This is a genomic window from Desulfosarcina variabilis str. Montpellier, from assembly GCF_048565275.1.
Classification (GTDB): Bacteria; Desulfobacterota; Desulfobacteria; order Desulfobacterales; family Desulfosarcinaceae; genus Desulfosarcina; species Desulfosarcina variabilis.
This window is the reverse complement of record NZ_CP159846.1, coordinates 6710495-6728576: the sequence shown is the minus strand read 5'-3', so window position 1 is coordinate 6728576 and position 18082 is coordinate 6710495. Positions and strand designations below refer to the sequence as shown.

General features: G+C 51.6%; 15 protein-coding genes. 12 read left to right on the top strand and 3 right to left on the bottom strand.

Going from position 1 to position 18082, the window contains the following annotated elements:
* Positions 1-211: 211 nt before the first annotated feature.
* A complete protein-coding gene (locus tag Dvar_RS30430) occupies positions 212-934 on the bottom strand; it encodes a GAF domain-containing protein (RefSeq protein WP_419656887.1) in 723 nt (240 codons plus the stop codon).
* A gap of 158 nt (positions 935-1092) precedes the next feature.
* On the opposite strand from Dvar_RS30430, the gene Dvar_RS30425 reads away from it, so the two are divergent.
* Entirely contained in the window at positions 1093-2220 is a 1128-nt protein-coding gene (locus Dvar_RS30425; protein WP_419656886.1) for a glutamate synthase, read from the top strand.
* A 33-nt stretch (positions 2221-2253) separates the two neighbouring features.
* Here the strand turns inward: Dvar_RS30425 and Dvar_RS30420 are convergent, their stop codons facing one another.
* Together Dvar_RS30420 and Dvar_RS30415 are read right to left on the bottom strand one after the other, a co-directional pair.
* Positions 2254-3012 carry a 16S rRNA (uracil(1498)-N(3))-methyltransferase gene (locus Dvar_RS30420; RefSeq protein ID WP_419656885.1) on the bottom strand — a complete coding sequence of 253 codons (759 nt, stop codon included), beginning with the start codon at positions 3010-3012 and terminating at the stop codon, positions 2254-2256.
* 53 nt (positions 3013-3065) lie between these two features.
* Positions 3066-4214 carry a ribonuclease D gene (locus Dvar_RS30415; protein WP_419656884.1) on the bottom strand — a complete coding sequence of 383 codons (1149 nt, stop codon included), beginning with the start codon at positions 4212-4214 and terminating at the stop codon, positions 3066-3068.
* Between the two features lie 122 nt (positions 4215-4336).
* Between Dvar_RS30415 and thrS the strand changes: the two genes are divergently transcribed.
* The 11 genes from thrS to Dvar_RS30360 all read left to right on the top strand — a co-directional run bounded on the left by thrS (position 4337) and on the right by Dvar_RS30360 (position 18033).
* Complete coding sequence (gene thrS / locus Dvar_RS30410) at positions 4337-6253, top strand: threonine--tRNA ligase (RefSeq protein WP_419656883.1); 1917 nt, start codon at positions 4337-4339, stop codon at positions 6251-6253.
* Between the two features lie 209 nt (positions 6254-6462).
* Complete coding sequence (locus tag Dvar_RS30405) at positions 6463-6864, top strand: VanZ family protein (RefSeq protein WP_419656882.1); 402 nt, start codon at positions 6463-6465, stop codon at positions 6862-6864.
* Positions 6865-6880: 16 nt separating this feature from the next.
* Complete coding sequence (locus Dvar_RS30400; RefSeq protein WP_419656881.1) at positions 6881-7903, top strand: hypothetical protein; 1023 nt, start codon at positions 6881-6883, stop codon at positions 7901-7903.
* A gap of 378 nt (positions 7904-8281) precedes the next feature.
* Positions 8282-8797 (top strand): hypothetical protein, encoded by a 516-nt coding sequence (locus tag Dvar_RS30395; RefSeq protein ID WP_419656880.1) that lies wholly within the window; start codon positions 8282-8284, stop codon positions 8795-8797.
* 328 nt (positions 8798-9125) lie between these two features.
* On the top strand, positions 9126-10526 hold the full coding sequence (locus Dvar_RS30390) for a TolC family protein (protein ID WP_419656879.1): 1401 nt from the start codon (positions 9126-9128) through the stop codon (positions 10524-10526).
* Positions 10504-11979: an efflux RND transporter periplasmic adaptor subunit gene (locus Dvar_RS30385; protein ID WP_419656878.1), complete on the top strand. Its 1476-nt coding sequence runs from the start codon at positions 10504-10506 to the stop codon at positions 11977-11979. Before Dvar_RS30390 ends, Dvar_RS30385 begins: the two co-directional genes overlap by 23 nt.
* The gene (locus Dvar_RS30380; RefSeq protein ID WP_419656877.1) at positions 11976-12659 is read left to right on the top strand and encodes an ABC transporter ATP-binding protein; all 684 of its coding nucleotides are present in this window, start codon (positions 11976-11978) and stop codon (positions 12657-12659) included. Before Dvar_RS30385 ends, Dvar_RS30380 begins: the two co-directional genes overlap by 4 nt.
* Positions 12646-13908 (top strand): ABC transporter permease, encoded by a 1263-nt coding sequence (locus Dvar_RS30375; RefSeq protein ID WP_419656876.1) that lies wholly within the window; start codon positions 12646-12648, stop codon positions 13906-13908. The genes Dvar_RS30380 and Dvar_RS30375 overlap by 14 nt, the downstream gene beginning before the upstream one ends.
* A 13-nt stretch (positions 13909-13921) precedes the next feature.
* A complete protein-coding gene (locus Dvar_RS30370; protein ID WP_419656875.1) occupies positions 13922-14863 on the top strand; it encodes a S1C family serine protease in 942 nt (313 codons plus the stop codon).
* Positions 14853-16082, top strand: a complete 1230-nt coding sequence (locus tag Dvar_RS30365; protein ID WP_419656874.1) for a protein kinase domain-containing protein — start codon at positions 14853-14855, stop codon at positions 16080-16082. Before Dvar_RS30370 ends, Dvar_RS30365 begins: the two co-directional genes overlap by 11 nt.
* Before the next feature lies 1 nt (position 16083).
* A complete protein-coding gene (locus Dvar_RS30360) occupies positions 16084-18033 on the top strand; it encodes a tetratricopeptide repeat protein (protein ID WP_419656873.1) in 1950 nt (649 codons plus the stop codon).
* Positions 18034-18082 lie beyond the last annotated feature (49 nt).

Sequence of the window (18082 nt, the reverse complement as noted above, 5' to 3'; positions counted from 1 at the left end):
AAAAAATTAGTTCTAATAAATAATGGTGCGATCGGGCATGGGGGTGTTCGATAAGGATAAAAAAAAAGATCTGGTGTCGCTTTAAAGGGACAGGCTCTAAGAAATAAATCTTATCAGGGTGTTGTCATCAGTCAGCGGATGAGGATCTCGATCGTGGAACCGTGCTTGCGTGTGGGGGGGGCAGACGGGAGATGCGTGCAGCCGATAAAATTCAGCGGCCTTGGGCAATATCTTCGGAAATGATGACCGCTTCGGCAATGTGGCGCAGCGGCTTGCGCGAATCCATGCTACGCTTCTGGAGCCAGCGAAATGCTTCATCCCCTTTCATCTGACGACGATGCATGAGAATTTCTTTGGCACGTTCCACCATTTTGCGGGTTTCAAGCTCTTCCTGAATGACCTTGGTTTTGACCATCAGCTCCGTGTTGAGAATAGCCAGGGCCGCCTGATTGGCCACAGCGGTAAACAGGTTGATTTCGGTGTTTGAGAAGGCGTGGGGTTCGGATGTAAAACAATTGAGTACGCCGATGATTTTCTCGTCCTTGAGTTTCAAGGGAACGCCCACCATGGAGACGAGACCGAGTTTACGGGCCATTTCTCTTTCTTTAAAGCGGGGATTGCGAAGCACATCAGTGATAGCGATGGGGCGTTTATGGGTGACCACATAGCCTACCACGCCTTCATCTAGATTCAATGCACGGTCTTTGACGTATTCGGGGTCAATGGATTGGGTTGCCTTGAGCCTGATTTTAGGCGGCTTTTCATTATCATCGATTAGCCACAATGAACAGATGTCCACACCGGTAACCTTGGCGGTTACCATAACGATCAGTTTAAGCAGGTCTTCCAGGAACAGATCAGAGGTGATTGCCCGGCTGATGTCCGTCAATGCCTTAATATAGCCATCATAGGTATGCTGGTCGAGTTTGTCCATGGGCGGATGGTACTATCGGTGTGTTTAATTTTCAATGCTTTGTTTGGGTTAGGGGTGGTGTATGGAAAGACTTGACAATTAGTGAAACTAAAAATAAAAGCAAATAATTCATTTTAAAAAAATTCATTCATTCCAACTTTCAACATTCGAGGACAACCATGTGCCGCTTGCTCGCCATAACGAGTAAAAATCATGTTTCTCCAGCGCTGGCCATCAATGGATTGGCAGCCATGCGCGAAGGCTATGATGGGTCGGGTGTGGGGATGCTCCTTAGGGATCTGGGTGGTCCTTTTAAAAACATGTCAGACATTCCCGTTCTTTCCGGTATCTTTTCCTCTTCCGGTCTCAAGCGCCTGGACCGGTTCATGATGGAAAAAGGGTTTACCACCAAATATAAAATCACCTTCAAGACCAATGGCGAGCCCCCAGCAGGGGTTCCCAAACGGGATGTGTATCTGGTGCGCGCCTATGATTATCCCAATGATTGGGAATCCCTTGGTGCCCAAGATCGATTGAAGCAACTCATGCCCATCCGCCTGGAATTGAAAAAAATGGGCGAAGCGGAAAAGGACATGGCTGTTTTTTCATTTTGGCCGGATACGATCATGATCAAAGAAGTGGGTGATCCGGTGGCTGTGGCCAACTATCTGCAGCTTGATCGGGGCAACCTTTCGGCGCGGGTTGTTCTGCTTCAGGGCCGCCAGAACACCAATCACCAGATCGACCTTTACGCCTGCCACCCTTTTTTCCTCGAGGGGTTTGCAACCATGACCAATGGGGAAAATACCGCGTTTCATCAAAATCGTGAATTTTTGATGTCCAGGGGATTCGACGGCTATGGTGGATATACGTCGGATTCAGAAGTATTTACCCACAGCCTGCATTATTTTGTCTCTTTTCTCGGCTTGGGACTGGAATGTTACAAACATGGGATTACGCCGCTTACCGATGACTCCATCAAAGCGCATACGGACGCGGCGTTTCTCACACATTTGAAATATGCCTGCCGAAATCTGATCATCGACGGACCGAATTGCGTGATTGGATGTCTGCCCGACACCACGCTTTTCATGGTCCAGGACCGCAAAAAACTCAGACCCGGTGTGGTGGGTAGCGTGGATGGCACCGTTGTTTTGGCATCGGAAATATGTGGGCTCGACGCGGTTATTCCGCAGCGTGACAAGCACCAGGATTTCCAACCCATGCACCTGGATACCGTGATCGTTCGCCCAACGCACCGCAGCGTAAAGGTGGTTCGGCAGACGGATCCATTGCTGGCCAATTGATCGTTTTCGGTCGCCGCGCCAGAAAATTCCGGCTCAGGCCTGATTACGGGGTAAGGCATTGCCCATATCCCCCATGCAATACTGCACCAGGGTGATGGCGGCCAGCGTGGCGGTTTCCGCTCGTAAGATGCGGGGTCCCAAGCCGGCCGTCAAAAAACCATGGTCTTTTGCCTGCTGAACTTCCAGAGGGGCGAAACCACCTTCCGGCCCCAAGATCAGCATGACGCGTTTAACGGCTTGCCGGGGAATGGCAAAGGCGTGGTTGGTGTCCTCCCAGAAGAGAAGCCGGCCATCACAGGTCGCCGATGCCGCTAACACGGCGTTAAAATCATTTACCGGTAGAATATCCGGGATGTGTCCGCGGCGACACTGCTTAACCGCCTCAACGGCAATTTTTTCCCATCGCGCCAAGCGTTTATGCAAGCCTTTGCCTTTCGGGGAGGGCACCGAGCGGGACGCATAAAAGGGCATCCAGCAGTCGATGCCAAGCTCGGTCAACGGCCGGATGAGATCGTCCATTTTGCGATCTTTGAGCATCGCCTGGGCCAGGGTGATGTGAACAGGCGATTCAGATAAAAACGCAAATGACGATTCGATGGTCAGCTTCACGATTTCCGAGGATACACAAATGATCCGCGCGCGATAGCCCTGTCCGGTGCCATCGAAAAGTTCGATGGCATCATCCGGTTTCAGACGCAGCACACGCGATATATGCTTCGCATCCGATCCGGTGATTTCCGGTTGATGCTGATGGATCATTTCCGGTGCGATGTAAAATCGTCTTAAGGCCATGGGATGCCTTTTGGCAATGATGTTAGGGTGCCTTAAAAATGACGACAAAATCGTCAAGGATGGGCGGCAAGCAATCCCAGCAGTGTTTCACCAAAGTCATTCACCTGCCAGTTCCGAATACCATCGACACATCTGAGCGCTTCCATATCCTGGGGTTTTTTTATGGCAATGGCCGTAATCTGAGCTTTGTTGAAAAGCAGGGCCGGATCGATTTCCAAGCGATCGGCCAAGTCGTCCCGCCAGGCTTTAATCGCCTTGGAGCGCTCGGGAACCTTGGGGGAAACCGACGGCCTGCGTTTGCGCGGGTAGACGGGAAGGGCATTGTCCGCGATGGTTTTGGCTTTTTTGACAATCGAAGACAACGGTTTGCCGTAAATGCGAATTTGTTTAACGCTCAGACACCGCGATGTTTCCATGGCCTTGGGGGTATCTAACATGTCGCTGGCAATTTTAAGCAGCGAGGTATTGGCGAAAACCTTGAAAAGGGGGCGGTCTTTTTTCTTGGCCAATTTGCGTCGATACTGAAGCAAGCCCTCCAGTGCTGCCAGATTCCGTCGCCGCAGGCGGCCGGCCCCGCGGAATTTCAGGAACAGGGGATCGTTGCCATTATTGACGGGCCTGACTCTTGACAGGTAATGGCATTCCTCGATCACCCAGTCGAGCCGGCCTTTTTGCTTTAATTCCGCCATCAGCGCCTTGGCCAGTGGGATCAGGTGAAAAACGTCCGACGCCGCATATTCGATCATTCCGTCAGGCAGGGGCCGCTGGGACCAGTCCTTTTTCTGGTAGCGTTTGTCCAGCTTGATGCCAAAGCGCTTTTTGACCACCGCTCCCAGGCTGGTTTCCCGCTCTCCCATGTACATACTGGCCAGCTGTGTATCGAACAGATTATTGATTTCGATGGAGAAGTCACGGTACAAAGAACGAATATCATAATCCGATCCGTGAAATACCTTGCAGATTGCCTCGTCTTTGAATATGGGGAGTAAAGGGGAAAGGTCGCCCACTTCCAATGGGTCGATGACCACATTCTCGCCTTTGGCTGCCATCTGTACCAGACAGACTTTTTCCTGATAGTGGAACATGGAGTCGGCCTCCAGATCAACGGCAATGAATTTTTCGTGGCGGATCCGGTCGACAAACTGCTGTAATTGTGACTCGTTGCAAATTAGATTATAAGCGAATGATGGGCTATGGTTCATTTTTTTTTGCTTGACCCGACAGAGTTTTTCCCTTAATTTCCATAGGTTGTTCGTTTATCAAAAATCATCGCATGTTTTGCATGACCTTCATGCGCACCCTTTCAACGGAAGGCATTTGAAAAATGGTACATATCACACTTCCCGATGGAAGTCGAAAACCCTTTGAAGATTATCCCACCGGACTCGACGTTGCCAAAAGTATTTCCGAAGGACTGGCCAGAGATTGTGTGGCCATGGTGGTGGATGACCACGTGGTGGACCTGAACCGGCCCATCAAGGCCGATGCCGCCATCCGCCTGATTACCACGCGTGATCCTGAAGCCCTTGAAATCATGCGCCACAGCGCCGCGCATGTCATGGCCCAGGCGGTTTTGAAACTTTACCCGGATGCCAAACTGACCATCGGACCGGTGGTGGAGGACGGGTTTTATTATGATATCGACATGCCGCCGCTTTCGGAAGAGGCGTTTCCCAAGATCGAAGCCGAAATGAAGCGTATCATCAAGGCCAAACTGCCCATCGAGCGCAATGAGGTGTCCAAGGCCGATGCCCTGGATTTTTACAAGGATGAACCCTACAAAACCGAGATGATCAGCGACCTGGCCGACGGTACGATTTCTTTTTACAAGCAGGGGGATTTTACTGATCTGTGCCGGGGACCGCATGTGCCCCACACCGGTTTTGTGCGGGCCGTCAAGCTGATGCGCGTCTCCGGTGCCTACTGGCGGGCGGATCAGTCCAAGGCCCAGCTGCAGCGTATCTACGGCACCGCTTTTTTCGATAAGAAGCAGCTCAAGGCCTATCTGAATTTCCTCGAAGAGGCCAAAAAGCGCAACCACCGCAAAATCGGGGCGGCCATGGACCTGTTCAGCTTCCATGACGACGCGCCCGGAATGCCGTTTTTTCATCCCAAGGGCATGGACGTGTGGAATGCGCTGTTGGACTTCTGGCGTGATGCCCACCGCGAAGCCGGGTACGTGGAGACCAAGACGCCCATCATCCTTCAGCGCACCTTGTGGGAGAAAAGTGGGCACTGGGAGAATTATCGCGAAAATATGTACACCACCGAGGTGGATGACCAGGCCTATGCCATCAAGCCCATGAACTGCCCGGGCGGCATGCTGCTCTACAGCACCCGGCCGCACTCGTATCGGGAACTGCCCATCCGCGCCGCAGAGATCGGTCTGGTGCACCGCCACGAGATGTCCGGGGTACTCAACGGCCTGTTTCGGGTGCGGGCCTTTCACCAGGACGATGCCCACCTGTTCATGATGCCCGATCAGATTCAGGGGGAAATCCTTGATCTGTTGCGGCTGGAGGAGCGGGTGTACGCTGCCTTCGGGCTTGATTTCCACCTGGAGCTTTCCACACGGCCGGATAAATCAATCGGTACGGACGAGCAGTGGGATACGGCCACCAACGGTCTGCGATCAGCCCTGGATGCCTACGGCAAGGAGTACCGCATCAACGAAGGCGACGGCGCGTTTTATGGACCGAAAATCGACCTGCACATCAAAGATGCCCTGGGCCGAACCTGGCAGTGCGGGACCATCCAGCTGGACATGAGCCTGCCCGAACGGTTTGACTTGACTTATGTGGGCAAGGACAACGAAAAACATCGGCCGATCATGCTGCATCGAACGGTGTTCGGGTCCATCGAGCGGTTTCTGGGAATTCTCATCGAGCATTTTGAAGGCAAGTTTCCCTTATGGCTGGCGCCGGTACAGGCGGCCATCCTGCCCATCAACGATGATCTGATTCCCTTTGCCGATCAGGTGGCCAAGACCATGACCGATGCCGGGCTGCGAGTCGAGGTGGATGACCGCACCGAAAGCCTGAACCGCAAAATCCGCGAAGCCCAGCTGGCCAAGACACCGCTGATTCTCACTTGCGGGGCCAAAGAAAAAGAGGCCGGCACCATGAGCGTGCGCACCCTGGATGGAACTGTTCGCTACGGCATTCCCATGGATCAGTTCATGGAAAAGGTGGTTGCCCATGTGGCCCAGCGTCGCCTGGAACTGGATCTGTTTGACGAATAAGGCTGACCTGGTGTTTGTCGACAAATTCCCAGTTTGAAAGCGCAAACGATTCAAAAGACTATTATAAAATATAGTGTTAAGTTTGAAGTGTTAAGTGTTAAGTTGTGGATCGGGTCTATCGTATATCCAAATCGATAGCATTCCTTCTCTTAACACTTTTAACTTAACACTTAACACTGGCCCAAAAATTCAGAACCCTGTCTGAAAACATGACCACGACCGCCGTGATCAATAACAAGTGGTATAGCTGGCTGCTGGTGGTGGGGCTTTCTCTGGCCATATTTATTCAATCCTGCTTTGCGAGCCCCGATTTGGGGCCCGCTTTCCCATTCAAAGACAAATTTTTGCATTTGGCGGCGTATGGTGTCCTGGCCGCCCTTTTTTACCGGGCCTGCCAATTGACCTGGCCGGATCGGTTGGCGCCGGCTTTATTGATTACAATCAGTGTCATCTTTGCCACCCTTTATGGGGTAAGCGATGAATTCCATCAGTCATTTGTCAATGCCCGCCAGGCCGATGGGGCGGATGTATTGGCCGATTTTGTGGGAAGCATTGTCGGTGCTGTCGGGTATTTGATTATCCACCACGCAAGAAGGATGGACACGAATTAATTTATAAGGAGGGGAAATGAAATTCGAAGCCGTCAGAAAAGAAACGGTTATGAAAAATCCACAGCAGGGGATGGCGCTGCAACGCATTCCCAGTGAGATTCGCATTGACCCGCTGACCGGGCGAACAGCCCGGATCTGTCACTTCATGGACCTTAAGTGGCAAAAGCCGGACCTGGATGCGCTGGTGGCCGGCACCGATGCCTGGTGCCCGTTTTGCGGCCAGAAAGTGCTTGAGGTGACCCCCTGTTTCCCCGAGGACCTGATTACCGAAGGGCGCCTGCAGGAAGGCGACATGGTGATTTTCCCCAACATTGCGCCCTACGACACCATTGGGGCCGTGGCCACTTTCGGTTCCCGGCATTACATCCCCATGACCGACTTTACCCCGGCGCACATGGCCGCCACCTTTGGCTTTGCCCAGCGTTTTTTCCGGCGCGTGGCCGACACCGGTCATCCGGAAGCGGTCTATCATATTGTTAACTGGAATTATATGCCGCCGGCCGGTAGTTCGTTGATTCATCCCCATCTGCAGGTGTTCTCCAGTTCTTCGGCACCCAACCTGATGCGTGAGGAAATCGAAGCGTCGAAACGGTATTTCACCGAGAATGGGGCTTCATTCTGGGACGATCTGGTAAAATTGGAAAAGGAATCCGGCGAGCGCTATCTGGGGCAGATTGGTCGCACCCACTGGATGACGGCCTGGGCGCCCTTGGGCGTTGCCGGCGATGTCCTGGCCGTGATCGAGGACTGCCACAGCACGCTGGAACTCACCGAGGCTGATTTCCTGGATATCGGCAAGGGCCTGGCCAACCTTATGGCCGAATATGACAAGATGGGCATCTACAGCTTCAACATGAACTTTTTTACCGGCGCCCAGGATGACGATCACTTTCGTTTCCACCTGCTTTTTTCACCGCGCACGTTTTTCAGCCAGGCCCTGGGCACGCCCGATGTCGGCGCCCTGCGCACCCTGTTTAATGAAACCGTTTGCATGGCTTTTCCCGAAGAGATCAATCAGATGTTGATCAAGGGGTTTTAATATGTTGCAGAAAAACATACACACAGCGAAAACGATAGTAGAACCGGGGCTCATCTGTATGGCCTGTGGGGTCGGCTGAAAAGATCTGCTTGACACGGTTGGCTTGTTGCCTTGCTGATTTGCCGGAGACATACCGACAATTTACTAAAATGTTATTATTTAAAATTAAATTAGATGTTTAAATAGAATTGGGGGATGCTGTGAAATGGTGCTCCAAACGCATCCCCCATCTGCGTTGTAACGCGTATTGGGGCACTGATGATGGGGGGTGAAAAAAACTGGCACCTTTTTTGATAATCGATACGGTGTTTGCCGAAAATCAGATGGTTCTAATGCGGTAAAAGTATCGATAATCATGAAAACAGGGTGATTGTTCCAATGGTTCCAAAAAAAGGCGCATGGTTGAAAGCGTTGATTTTATTTTCTCTGATGATCTGTGTCGGATGTTCTCCAGCATATTTTCAGCCTACAGAACCGGGTACCGACTACCGGTGGTTGATTGAAAACTGGCAGCATCGAATTGAAAAAGAAGGGTGGAACGAGGCGCTGGTTGATGACGTGACCCGCTCGTGCATCCAACTGTCAAAGTATGAGCCGGATCCGGTCGATGATGACCATTGGGAAACCTATCAGGAATTCACCCGTGATTTTAAGGGCGACTGTGAAGATATTACCTCCTTTATGTATGGAACCCTTAAACGCCTCAACTACCCGAATAATCTTCGTTTTCGAATCCTCCGGATGCCACTCGGCGACCATGCCGTCCTGATGGTGGAGCTACCCGATCAACGATGGAAAATGTTCAACAGCGTACCCCTTCCGGGCGCTTCAATTGATATCGCTTTATCGCGAACGGTTGTCGAATGGGATGATAAGTACATTTATTACCCGTAACAGCTATCAACGCCGCCCCTCCGCTTACAACGCATTCCAATTTTTTTTCTTGTAAATACTACCCTTTTTGTCGCAAAATACCCACGTTCAGCCATGTTTCATACATGCAAAAACAGGGACGCCGAACCATTGCCGAGCTTGCCGCGAATTAAATCACAGGAAAAATGCCTTTGCGCTTTTGAGATCTTTTCAGGATGGTACCCAACAATGCAAATCGGTGATATCAACGGCAATTTACAGTGTCTATCCACCTATGATCTGTGGGAATACGCATAATAGCCGGTATATCTTGATCAAGCGGTTGGCGCTTGGGATCTTGCTATGCATTATGGCTTGCAACGCTTACGGGCAGGATTCAAGCGGTCCACAGGAATCCGCCGAGCCGACGGTTTATACACTGACGCTGGCCGAGGCGATCGAGCTGGCCTTGCATGCCAACCGGAGTCTGAAAAACTCGGAATATGGTGTGGATAGTCAGGAATATGCCTTAACGGCTACGCAATCCGCATTTAATTGGAAATATGCACCGGGAACCACCGCTGTCATGACGGAGGACAGTGACAGCATCGGCGCTGGCTTAACCGTGGCAAAGAAGACCACATTGGGACCCAGCGTTTCCTTGAGCCAGGAATTGTATAAAAACGAGTATCACGATTTTGAAAATGGATGGCAGGCAAAGTTTGGCGTTGCGTTGACCGTTCCCCTCCTGCGCGGGTTGGGGTCCGAAATCAATCTGGATTCGGTTCATTCCTCCGAATATTCCTTGCGGTCGGTGCAACGTTCCTACGATCTGGCCAAGATCAACCTTGTCGTCGAAACCGTAGCCGCTGTTTACGATGTTGTCGAGCAGGGGGAGCTGGTGAACCTTGATCAACGGCAGATCGATCGGTTTCATGGCCATGCAATGATGGCAAAGGCCAAGGAAAAAATTGGTTTGTCTGATCCCATTGATGTCTATCGGGCGCAAATCCGCCTCAAGGATGCCCAGGACAGCTTGAGTCGGTCCCGTGAAGCGTTGCGCAACGCGGGCGACCGTTTAAAAATCTTATTGGCGGTGCCACTGGGCACGATGATGGAAACGAGTGCCCCGCTGACTTGTCCACCCCTTGATGTCAGTGTTGACGAAGCGGTTACCACGGCCGTACAGAATCGGATCGAGCTGACCCAGGCTGAAGACGAAATTGAAAACGTCCGGCGGTCCTCCCGATTGGCCAAACACAACCTCAAACCCCAACTGGATATGGTCGGCCGGTACAATCGCACCGCCAATGATGATCCGGTAGACCGGTCGTTAAGATTGGATGAAGACTTCTGGAGTATCAGCCTGGTCAGCACCACAGATTGGCGGCGGTCGGTTGAAAAAGCCGAATATCAACGATCGCTGCTGGCGGTTAAAAGCGCCGAATTGAGTCGATGGGCAAAAGTGGACAGCATTAAACGAGAGGTGCGGCAAGTTTTCGACTCACTGTTAAAAGCCGAAGAACGCATGCAGATCAGAAAAGAACAGATCAACCAGGCCGAAGGCAAACTCGCTTTAGCCAAAACCAAGTTTCGTCACGGTATGGCGAACAACTTTAATGTGATCGAGGCTGAAACGGAGCTGCAGGAGGCGCGGACCAATTTATTGTCCGCCAAAATTGATTATATTGTGGGCACCTACCGTTTACGGGCTGGCATGGGGACACTGATTGAGTATAAGAAAAAGGATGAACAGGCTAACCGGCCATAAAATCGGAGTCTGGTTTCCGATATTGCTTGCGGCGGCAATTGCATTTTCCTTGTTCCGCTGCTTTTCACAGCCATCGGAAGCGGTCAGTGAAACGCATATCGTGCGGGCCATGGAAGGAGACCTGGAAATCAGTGTAAAAACGGTGGGGGTCATGGATGCGGCGCGCACGCATATGATATCGTCTGCGGTCAGGGGTGATAAAGGCAAAATCATTTTCCTGGTTGAGGATGGCTCCAGTGTCGCCAAAGACGATATCCTGATTCGCCTTGATCCCACGCCATTTGAAACAGAAATCCACCGCTTGGGTGGTGAAGTGCGGAGTTTGGAAGCGGCTGTCGAATCGGCCCGGCAGATGCTCAAATGGGAAGAAAATCAGACACAACGGCAAATCCGGACGGCAAAATATGATTTGAAAGTCGCCCGGCTTGAATTGCGCCGAATGCTGGAAGGCGAGGGACCGCTGCAACTGGCGCAATACAAGAATGAGCTTGACAAAGTCGAGGACGAATATGTCCGTTACAAGGCCTATATCGCCGATCTGATCACGCTTCAGGAACAGGGATTCGCCAATCCCAATGAACTCTCACTGGCGCGCAAGAAAGTCGACACACTGGAGCAGCAATACCAGACCGCCCGCCAGCGCCATGAAAGTTACAAAGAACATGTTCTGCCGACCCTGATTGAAACGGCTCGAACGAGTGTTGACAAGGCCGGGATTGAAGTTCAGCAGCTTGAAAAAGGGGCAACGTTTAAAGTCGCCCGGGCCGCGTCAGCCCTTGCTGAAGTCGAAGGAAAACTGGAAACCGCTCAAGTCGCCCTCCAGCAGGCGCTTGCCGAACTGAAAAAAACCACGATCCGGGCCCCCTTTAGCGGCATCGCCATTCTTTATGAAACCTTTCGGGATGGACAAAAACGCAAGCCCAGAGTGGGGGATCGGGTCTGGCAGAATCAGCCGCTGTTGTATTTGCCGGATATTTCGACAATGATCGTCAAAACCCAGGTCCGTGAGGTCGATCTGCACAAGGTCGCCATTGGCCAGGCCTGTTCGGTAAGGGTGGATGCCTACCCGGAGACCACCATCAGTGGTAAGGTTACCGCCATTGGGATGCTTGCCACACAACGCTTTGAAGGCGGTGTCGGCGAAAAATATTTCCAGCTCACCGTTACCCTGACGGGAAAAAACAGCCGTCTGCGGCCGGGGATGACGGCCAGGATCACCATTTCCTCGGACAACGCCACCAACGTCATTTTTATTCCCGTGCATGCCGTTTTTGACGACGGCGTGAACACATTTTGTTATCTTGTTGACGCAGGTGGCAGGTTATTTAAAAAGAAAGTCGCCCTCGGGCGCCAGAATGAAGATTGGGTGGAAATCGTCACCGGTCTCGAGGAAGGGGACAGGGTCAGTGTCATCAGACCAAACGCGGACCAGATAGCCGATGAATCGCCATGAACCTGCCTGTCGTAGATGTTTCCGGGATTGTAAAAAGTTACCAGATGGAAACCCACCAGGTTCCGGTTCTGCGTGCGGTGGACCTGCGTCTGGAAAGCGGGACGTTTTTTGCCGTGATGGGCGCATCCGGATCAGGGAAATCGACCCTGCTCAACATTATTGGTTGTCTGGATCGTCCTGATTCCGGATCATACCGGCTGGATGGAATCGATGTGCTCCGATCCTCGGACAATGAACTGTCTCGCCTGCGTTCCCGCTATTTGGGTTTTGTATTTCAGACCTTTAACCTGATTTCAACACTGACGGTGAAAGAAAATGTTGAACTGCCGTTTCTTTACCGTACGGAACACCGGGACGATATCAGTCAGAGGGTCGATGCGGCAATCGCGCAGGTCGGCCTGAGCGAGCGCGCCAACCATCGACCGTTTGAGCTGTCGGGGGGCGAAATGCAACGGGTGGCGATTGCCCGGGCCCTGGCCACGGATCCCAAACTCATCCTGGCCGACGAGCCTACCGGTAATCTGGACTCGCAAATGAGCCGGGAAATCATGGAGCTTTTTAAACGGCTGCATGCCCAGGGCCGAACGATCATTTTGGTAACCCATGACCCTCAAATCGCCGCGTATGCCGATGCCTGCGCGACGATGCACGATGGGCGATTCATCCATGACGCTTTATAGATGGATAACATTGCTGCGTATTGCCGTACGCAGCCTGTTGCAGCAAAAACTGCGGTCATTTCTAAGTGTCCTGGGGGTGGTGTGCGGCGTCATGGCGGTTGTTGCCATGATTTCTATCGGAGAGGGGGCCAAAAAAGAAACCCTCAACGAGATTGAGCAATTGGGCACCAAAAATATCTACATCAAGGCAGTTGCGCTGAGTGAAGACCAGGTTGCCCTTGCCCGGGAGCATCTTTCCAAAGGATTGAATACCTCGGATATGCGGCGAATCGTGAAGGGGGCCACCATGATTGAACGCGCGGCCTGCCTGCGTGAGTTGCAAACAGCCATTTTGGGCCTGGCGCGAAGGATTTCGCCGCAGGTGGTGGCCTGCTCGGCAGGCTATGCTGAAGTGCAACGGATCCATATCTCTTCGGGGCGTTTTATTGCCGCTCAGGATCAGCAGAAAAAAAACCTGGTGTGTGTGCTGGGCAGTGATATTGCCCAGAGCCTGGGAGACGCCGGGGCTCCTGGAGAATTTATCCGTATTGGTCCTCACCTGTTTAAAGTGGTTGGGGTGCTGAGCCGGGTTGAGCGGCAAACCGGTAGACATTCCACGGTTTCGGTGCGAAACTATAACGAGATGGCGTTTATCCCTTTGGAGACCGCGCCAAGCCTTGTTCAGGTGAAAACCGATGCACCCGCGCATTTGCTGACGGCGCATCAATTGTCGGAAATCGTTGTTCAAGTTGGACGTACCAGGGATGTTCAGGCTGCGGCGGCACTTGTCAAACGGATCATGCAGGTCGCTCATCATGACACCCCGGACTACCAGTTGCTTGTTCCGCTTGAACTCTTGAAGCAGGCCGAGCGGACCCAGCGGACATTCAACTTGGTGCTCGGTGCCATTGCCGGCATATCCTTGCTGGTGGGGGGCATTGGGATCATGAACATTATGCTCGCCACGGTTTCTGAACGGACCCGGGAAATCGGTATTCGTCGAGCCGTCGGCGCCACCCGGGGCCACATCATGCTTCATTTTTTGGTGGAGTCCGTTTTTCTTACCATTGCCGGTGGAATCATTGGGTTGTTGTGTGGGCTGGGAGCCGTTGAGATCATTTCATCGCTCGCCGGCTGGACAGTGGTTGTCTCTTTTTGGAGTGCATTCTTACCGCTTCAGATCGCTTTTATGGTCGGTATTTTTTTTGGTTTGTATCCTGCCCGGCAGGCGGCAAAAGTCGATCCCATTGTGGCGTTAAGACACGAATGACGGTGATATGGATATGACTACGAAGATCATTATAGGCGCTATGTTTATCCTGCTTCTGATCAACGCACCGATTGGGGTAAGTGATGCCAACGCTGTTCAAACGTTTCCGCTGCCGATTGCGGAACTCAGACAGGTAACGCAAAACTGGCTAGGCCAGGGATGTGATGCGATTTCGGATCATGAACTGCCAATGGGAATCATTCAACTCAGCTGTAAGCGTGACAATCAGAATTTGCGGGTAACCTTAACACCACGGTCAGCCTTGGCAACACAACTTGCAATCAGTAGTGACCAAAATAATTCCAAGGTCAATGATTTGGAAGATCAACTGTCCGCCTATATTGAAGAATATCTAGCGCCAACGACGGAAAAGGATGGGATATCCGATCAAATCACGCAAATACCTGCCGCGGTGCTTGCTAAATCTGATGCAGTGGTATGCATCCAAAGCGCGGCTGACCAGTCAACCGTTCAAGTTTCAGGTTTCATCATTGACCAAAAAGGGACCATTATTTGTACCACGCATGGTTTAAGACAGTTTAAAACGATCACGTTTACCGACAGCAAAGGCCGGACACATGAAGGGGAAGTGGTCAAATCCGATCCAAAAACCGATTTGGCGTTGATTCGCACGACCATCAAACCTCCTGCCCACATTTCCTTGATCAATAGTAAACGAACACTACTACAGGGCACACTGGTGTATTCCATCGGCTGTCCGGTGAACCAAGCCAACACGGTAACGGCAGGCACCGTAAACCAGCCGCCGGTTCGGGCCAATCAGCTCGTCTACTGGCAGGTGAACATGGAAATTCTACCGGGCAGCAGCGGCAGTCCCGTGTTTGACAGGCAAGGCATGTTGGTCGGCATGATTAAAGGCCGTTATCGAGAAGACAATTCAATCGGTTTTCTGATTCCCGCGGATAGAATAAAGCACTTTATCAATGAATTCTAAAAAAACATACGGCCGTTACCAGATCGTAGAAAAAATAGGCAGTGGCGCCATGGGCGTCGTTTACAAGGCCTATGACCCGCGCATGAAGCGATTTGTGGCCCTCAAGGTATTGCGAACGGATCGAGTCGTCAGCCATGAATATATCGCCCGTTTTTATGCCGAGGCGCACGCCATCAGTCAGCTGTCTCACCCCAATATCGTCATTGTTTTCGACCAGGGCGAGGATCATGGCACATTGTTTATCATCATGGAGCTATTGAACGGCAGATCGCTTCAAGACGTGATCAACAAGCAGCGTATCGAGCATCAAACCGCCATTGGAATCGGTGTTGAGGTCGCCAAGGCCCTGGATTATGCGCACAAGCACGAAAAGCGAATCATTCATCGGGATATCAAACCATCCAATATCATCGTCCTGCCCGATGGCAAGATTAAAATTACCGATTTTGGGATCGCCAAAATCGAAGACCCGGAGGCCACGCGCAAAACCCAGGACGGACAACTTTTAGGCACCCCGGGCTATATGTCGCCTGAGCAATTTACCAGTGACCCTTTGGATGGGCGAACCGATCTGTTTTCGCTGGGCGTGGTTGTATATGAAATGGTAACCGGTCGAAAACCGTTCAAGGCCAACAACCTGGCGGCGCTTGCCAAGGCCATTTCCAATGATACGCCCGTGGCGCCCGATCAGTTGGATCCCAGTGTTGAGCCACGACTTTCACAATTGATCATGAAAAGCCTGGCAAAGAAGCCGGATGAAAGATTCCAGACGGGTGCAGAGATGGCGCTGGAATTGAAAAAGTGTCTTCACCGCCGAAAATCAGATGCCGCCCAGCCGGCGGCGCCCCCCAAAAAGGGCCATAAATCGATGCTTTTTGCGATTGTAGCGGTGCTGATCATGGTGATTTTTGCGTCAGGTATGCTATACTATGAAATAAACCAAACATCAGAGACAAACCGTGTCATGGTCACGATCGACAGTCTTCCCCCGGATGCCCAGATATTTATCGATGGCATCCTGAAGGGCGAAACACCGATGCATATTGGCCTGAACAAGGACAAACATGCAGTTCGACTCAGCAAAGACGGTTACTATCCGTTGGATGTTCAGTTGAACCTGGATGAAGACGTCGAATTGCAGCTTAATGAAGACGGCGAGTTGCCGCTTTATGGAGAACTGATGCCGATTCAGTCAGGCATCATGGACAAAGGGGATTGATATGATGAAAAGGTGTCGGTCCGTCATAATGGTTGGAACACTCGTTTGTGTGTTGAGCCTTATGGGTTCAACGCCCGCACTGGCAAGGTTTTTGACCGGGCAAACAGCACCCACCTTTGCCTTGAAGGATCTAGACGGTCAAATGCATGATTTTGCAAACGTCAGTGATCAACCCTTGAAGATTTTGTATTTTTTTGATGCAAAAGCCAGAATCAGCCAGGAGGGGCTGCTCAGCCTGAACGAACTGGCCCAAAAGTACAAATCGGCGGATATGCTGGTGTGGGGAATCACGCGGTCCGCCAAATCCGATGCCCATCGATTCAAGACCGGATCTCGTGTTGACATCCCCATTCTCCTGGATTCATCCAATGTTAGCGATCTTTTCAATGCGCGGGTTGTTTTACCCATCGTTTGCATTGTGGGGCCGCGAAGCAAAGTGCTGCACCATTTCCAAGGTTGCGGTAAACGGGCCGAGATCCTACTGACCCGATTGGCGGAAGTGCAATTGCAACGCGGGAAGCCAACGCTTGCCGCAGCCATCAGTGACCAGGTCATCAAGGAGAATCCCAAAAACGTCGACGCCATGAAGGTCAATATCATTTCAAGCCTTGAGCGGGGGCAGCCGGAAACGGCCAGAAAGATGATTGACCGTTTGCCAACGGATCAGGAGGAAGCCAAGGTCTTCAAACAAGAAGGACTCGCCCAAGTCTATTTCAAAACCGGTGATTTTGAGAAGGCCTGGGCCTCGGCTGAGAAACTCGAACAGATTTCGCCTGAGCGTGCCAGGTCTTACATTATCAAAGGCGAAATTTTAGCCCAAAAAGGAAAGGTGGAGGAGGCTGAGAAGGAATTGACGATTGCCGCAAAGAAAAAAACAGCGCTCAAGTACCAGTCGGCAAGAGTCAAAAACAGGATTGGCCTAATCAAGGCCAGGCAAGGCAAGAACAGGGAAGCCATTGAGCTTTTTAGCCAGGGCGAAGAGATTGACCCGTATTTCATAGAGGCGACCTCGAACAAAGGGGTGGCGCTTGAGCGGCAAGGCCAGTTAGATCAGGCGCTGGAAGCCTATCGGCAGGCCCTGATGGTAAAAAAAGATGATGTTTATGCCTCTGTTCTTATCCGCAGCGTCCAGGAGAAATTAACCATCGAGAATGACGCTGAGAAGAAAAAACGTATGGATTCGCTCATCAAATCGTTGGCCGACCGCTATCGTCAACAAAAAGATGAGAAAAAAGACCGGTCAGCCGACGCTTGGACATCAGGCCCCATGGTATTGTCCTTTATCAATTTGAAAGAAGGGGGGGGATTGCCGGACAGAGATGGGTTTGTCCTCGTTCTGGCCGACCAGCTTTCCGACTACCTCAATTCGTCGGGCCGGCTTAAAGTGGTTGAACGCAGGTATATGGAAAAAATTTTGGATGAGCTGAACCTGAGCACGTCCGAACTGGCTGATCCGCAAACCGCTTTAAAACTTGGCCGATTGTTTGCCGCCAAACTGATCTGTACCGGTTCGATCCACTATTTGCCCGATCAGACCCTGGTCAGCCTGCGCCTCATGGATACCGAAACGTCCATGATCGCTAAAGTATTTACGCGCCAGATCGCTGCCAGCGGTGCGTTGGACAGGGAATTGGGGTGGCTGAACAAAGAGATCTTAAAAACAATCATTTCCACCTATCCGTTGCGGGGATATATTGTTGATGCCAAAACTGACGCGATCATGATTAACATCGGTAAAAACCAGGGGGTTGTGCTGGGAAGTCAATTCAGTGTATTGAAAGATGCCGAAGACATCATCTACAAAGGCAGAAAACTGAAAGGAACGCCGGAAACGATCGCCCGGCTTGAAGTCACCAAAGTTGAACCGGATTTCAGTCTGGCGCGCATCGTCACTCAAAAAACGCCTGTTCAAAGAGATGCTAAAATCGAGGAGATTATTTCCGAGATATGACAAATGCTTCCGGGTCATTTCCTATCAGACTGTTCGTTGCCGCCGTTTT

Excerpts from the sequence above, each read along its gene's own strand:
- Dvar_RS30395 (WP_419656880.1), top strand. The coding sequence starts at position 8,282 with ATGGTTCCAAAAAAAGGCGCATGGTTGAAAGCGTTGATTTTATTTTCT.
- Dvar_RS30360 (WP_419656873.1), top strand. The coding sequence starts at position 16,084 with ATGATGAAAAGGTGTCGGTCCGTCATAATGGTTGGAACACTCGTTTGT.
- Dvar_RS30405 (WP_419656882.1), top strand. The coding sequence starts at position 6,463 with ATGACCACGACCGCCGTGATCAATAACAAGTGGTATAGCTGGCTGCTG.
- Dvar_RS30400 (WP_419656881.1), top strand. The coding sequence starts at position 6,881 with ATGAAATTCGAAGCCGTCAGAAAAGAAACGGTTATGAAAAATCCACAG.
- Dvar_RS30415 (WP_419656884.1), bottom strand. The coding sequence starts at position 4,214 with ATGAACCATAGCCCATCATTCGCTTATAATCTAATTTGCAACGAGTCA.
- Dvar_RS30375 (WP_419656876.1), top strand. The coding sequence starts at position 12,646 with ATGACGCTTTATAGATGGATAACATTGCTGCGTATTGCCGTACGCAGC.
- Dvar_RS30370 (WP_419656875.1), top strand. The coding sequence starts at position 13,922 with ATGACTACGAAGATCATTATAGGCGCTATGTTTATCCTGCTTCTGATC.
- Dvar_RS30385 (WP_419656878.1), top strand. The coding sequence starts at position 10,504 with ATGAACAGGCTAACCGGCCATAAAATCGGAGTCTGGTTTCCGATATTG.
- Dvar_RS30365 (WP_419656874.1), top strand. The coding sequence starts at position 14,853 with ATGAATTCTAAAAAAACATACGGCCGTTACCAGATCGTAGAAAAAATA.
- Dvar_RS30420 (WP_419656885.1), bottom strand. The coding sequence starts at position 3,012 with ATGGCCTTAAGACGATTTTACATCGCACCGGAAATGATCCATCAGCAT.
- Dvar_RS30380 (WP_419656877.1), top strand. The coding sequence starts at position 11,976 with ATGAACCTGCCTGTCGTAGATGTTTCCGGGATTGTAAAAAGTTACCAG.
- thrS (WP_419656883.1), top strand. The coding sequence starts at position 4,337 with ATGGTACATATCACACTTCCCGATGGAAGTCGAAAACCCTTTGAAGAT.
- Dvar_RS30425 (WP_419656886.1), top strand. The coding sequence starts at position 1,093 with ATGTGCCGCTTGCTCGCCATAACGAGTAAAAATCATGTTTCTCCAGCG.
- Dvar_RS30390 (WP_419656879.1), top strand. The coding sequence starts at position 9,126 with ATGGCTTGCAACGCTTACGGGCAGGATTCAAGCGGTCCACAGGAATCC.
- Dvar_RS30430 (WP_419656887.1), bottom strand. The coding sequence starts at position 934 with ATGGACAAACTCGACCAGCATACCTATGATGGCTATATTAAGGCATTG.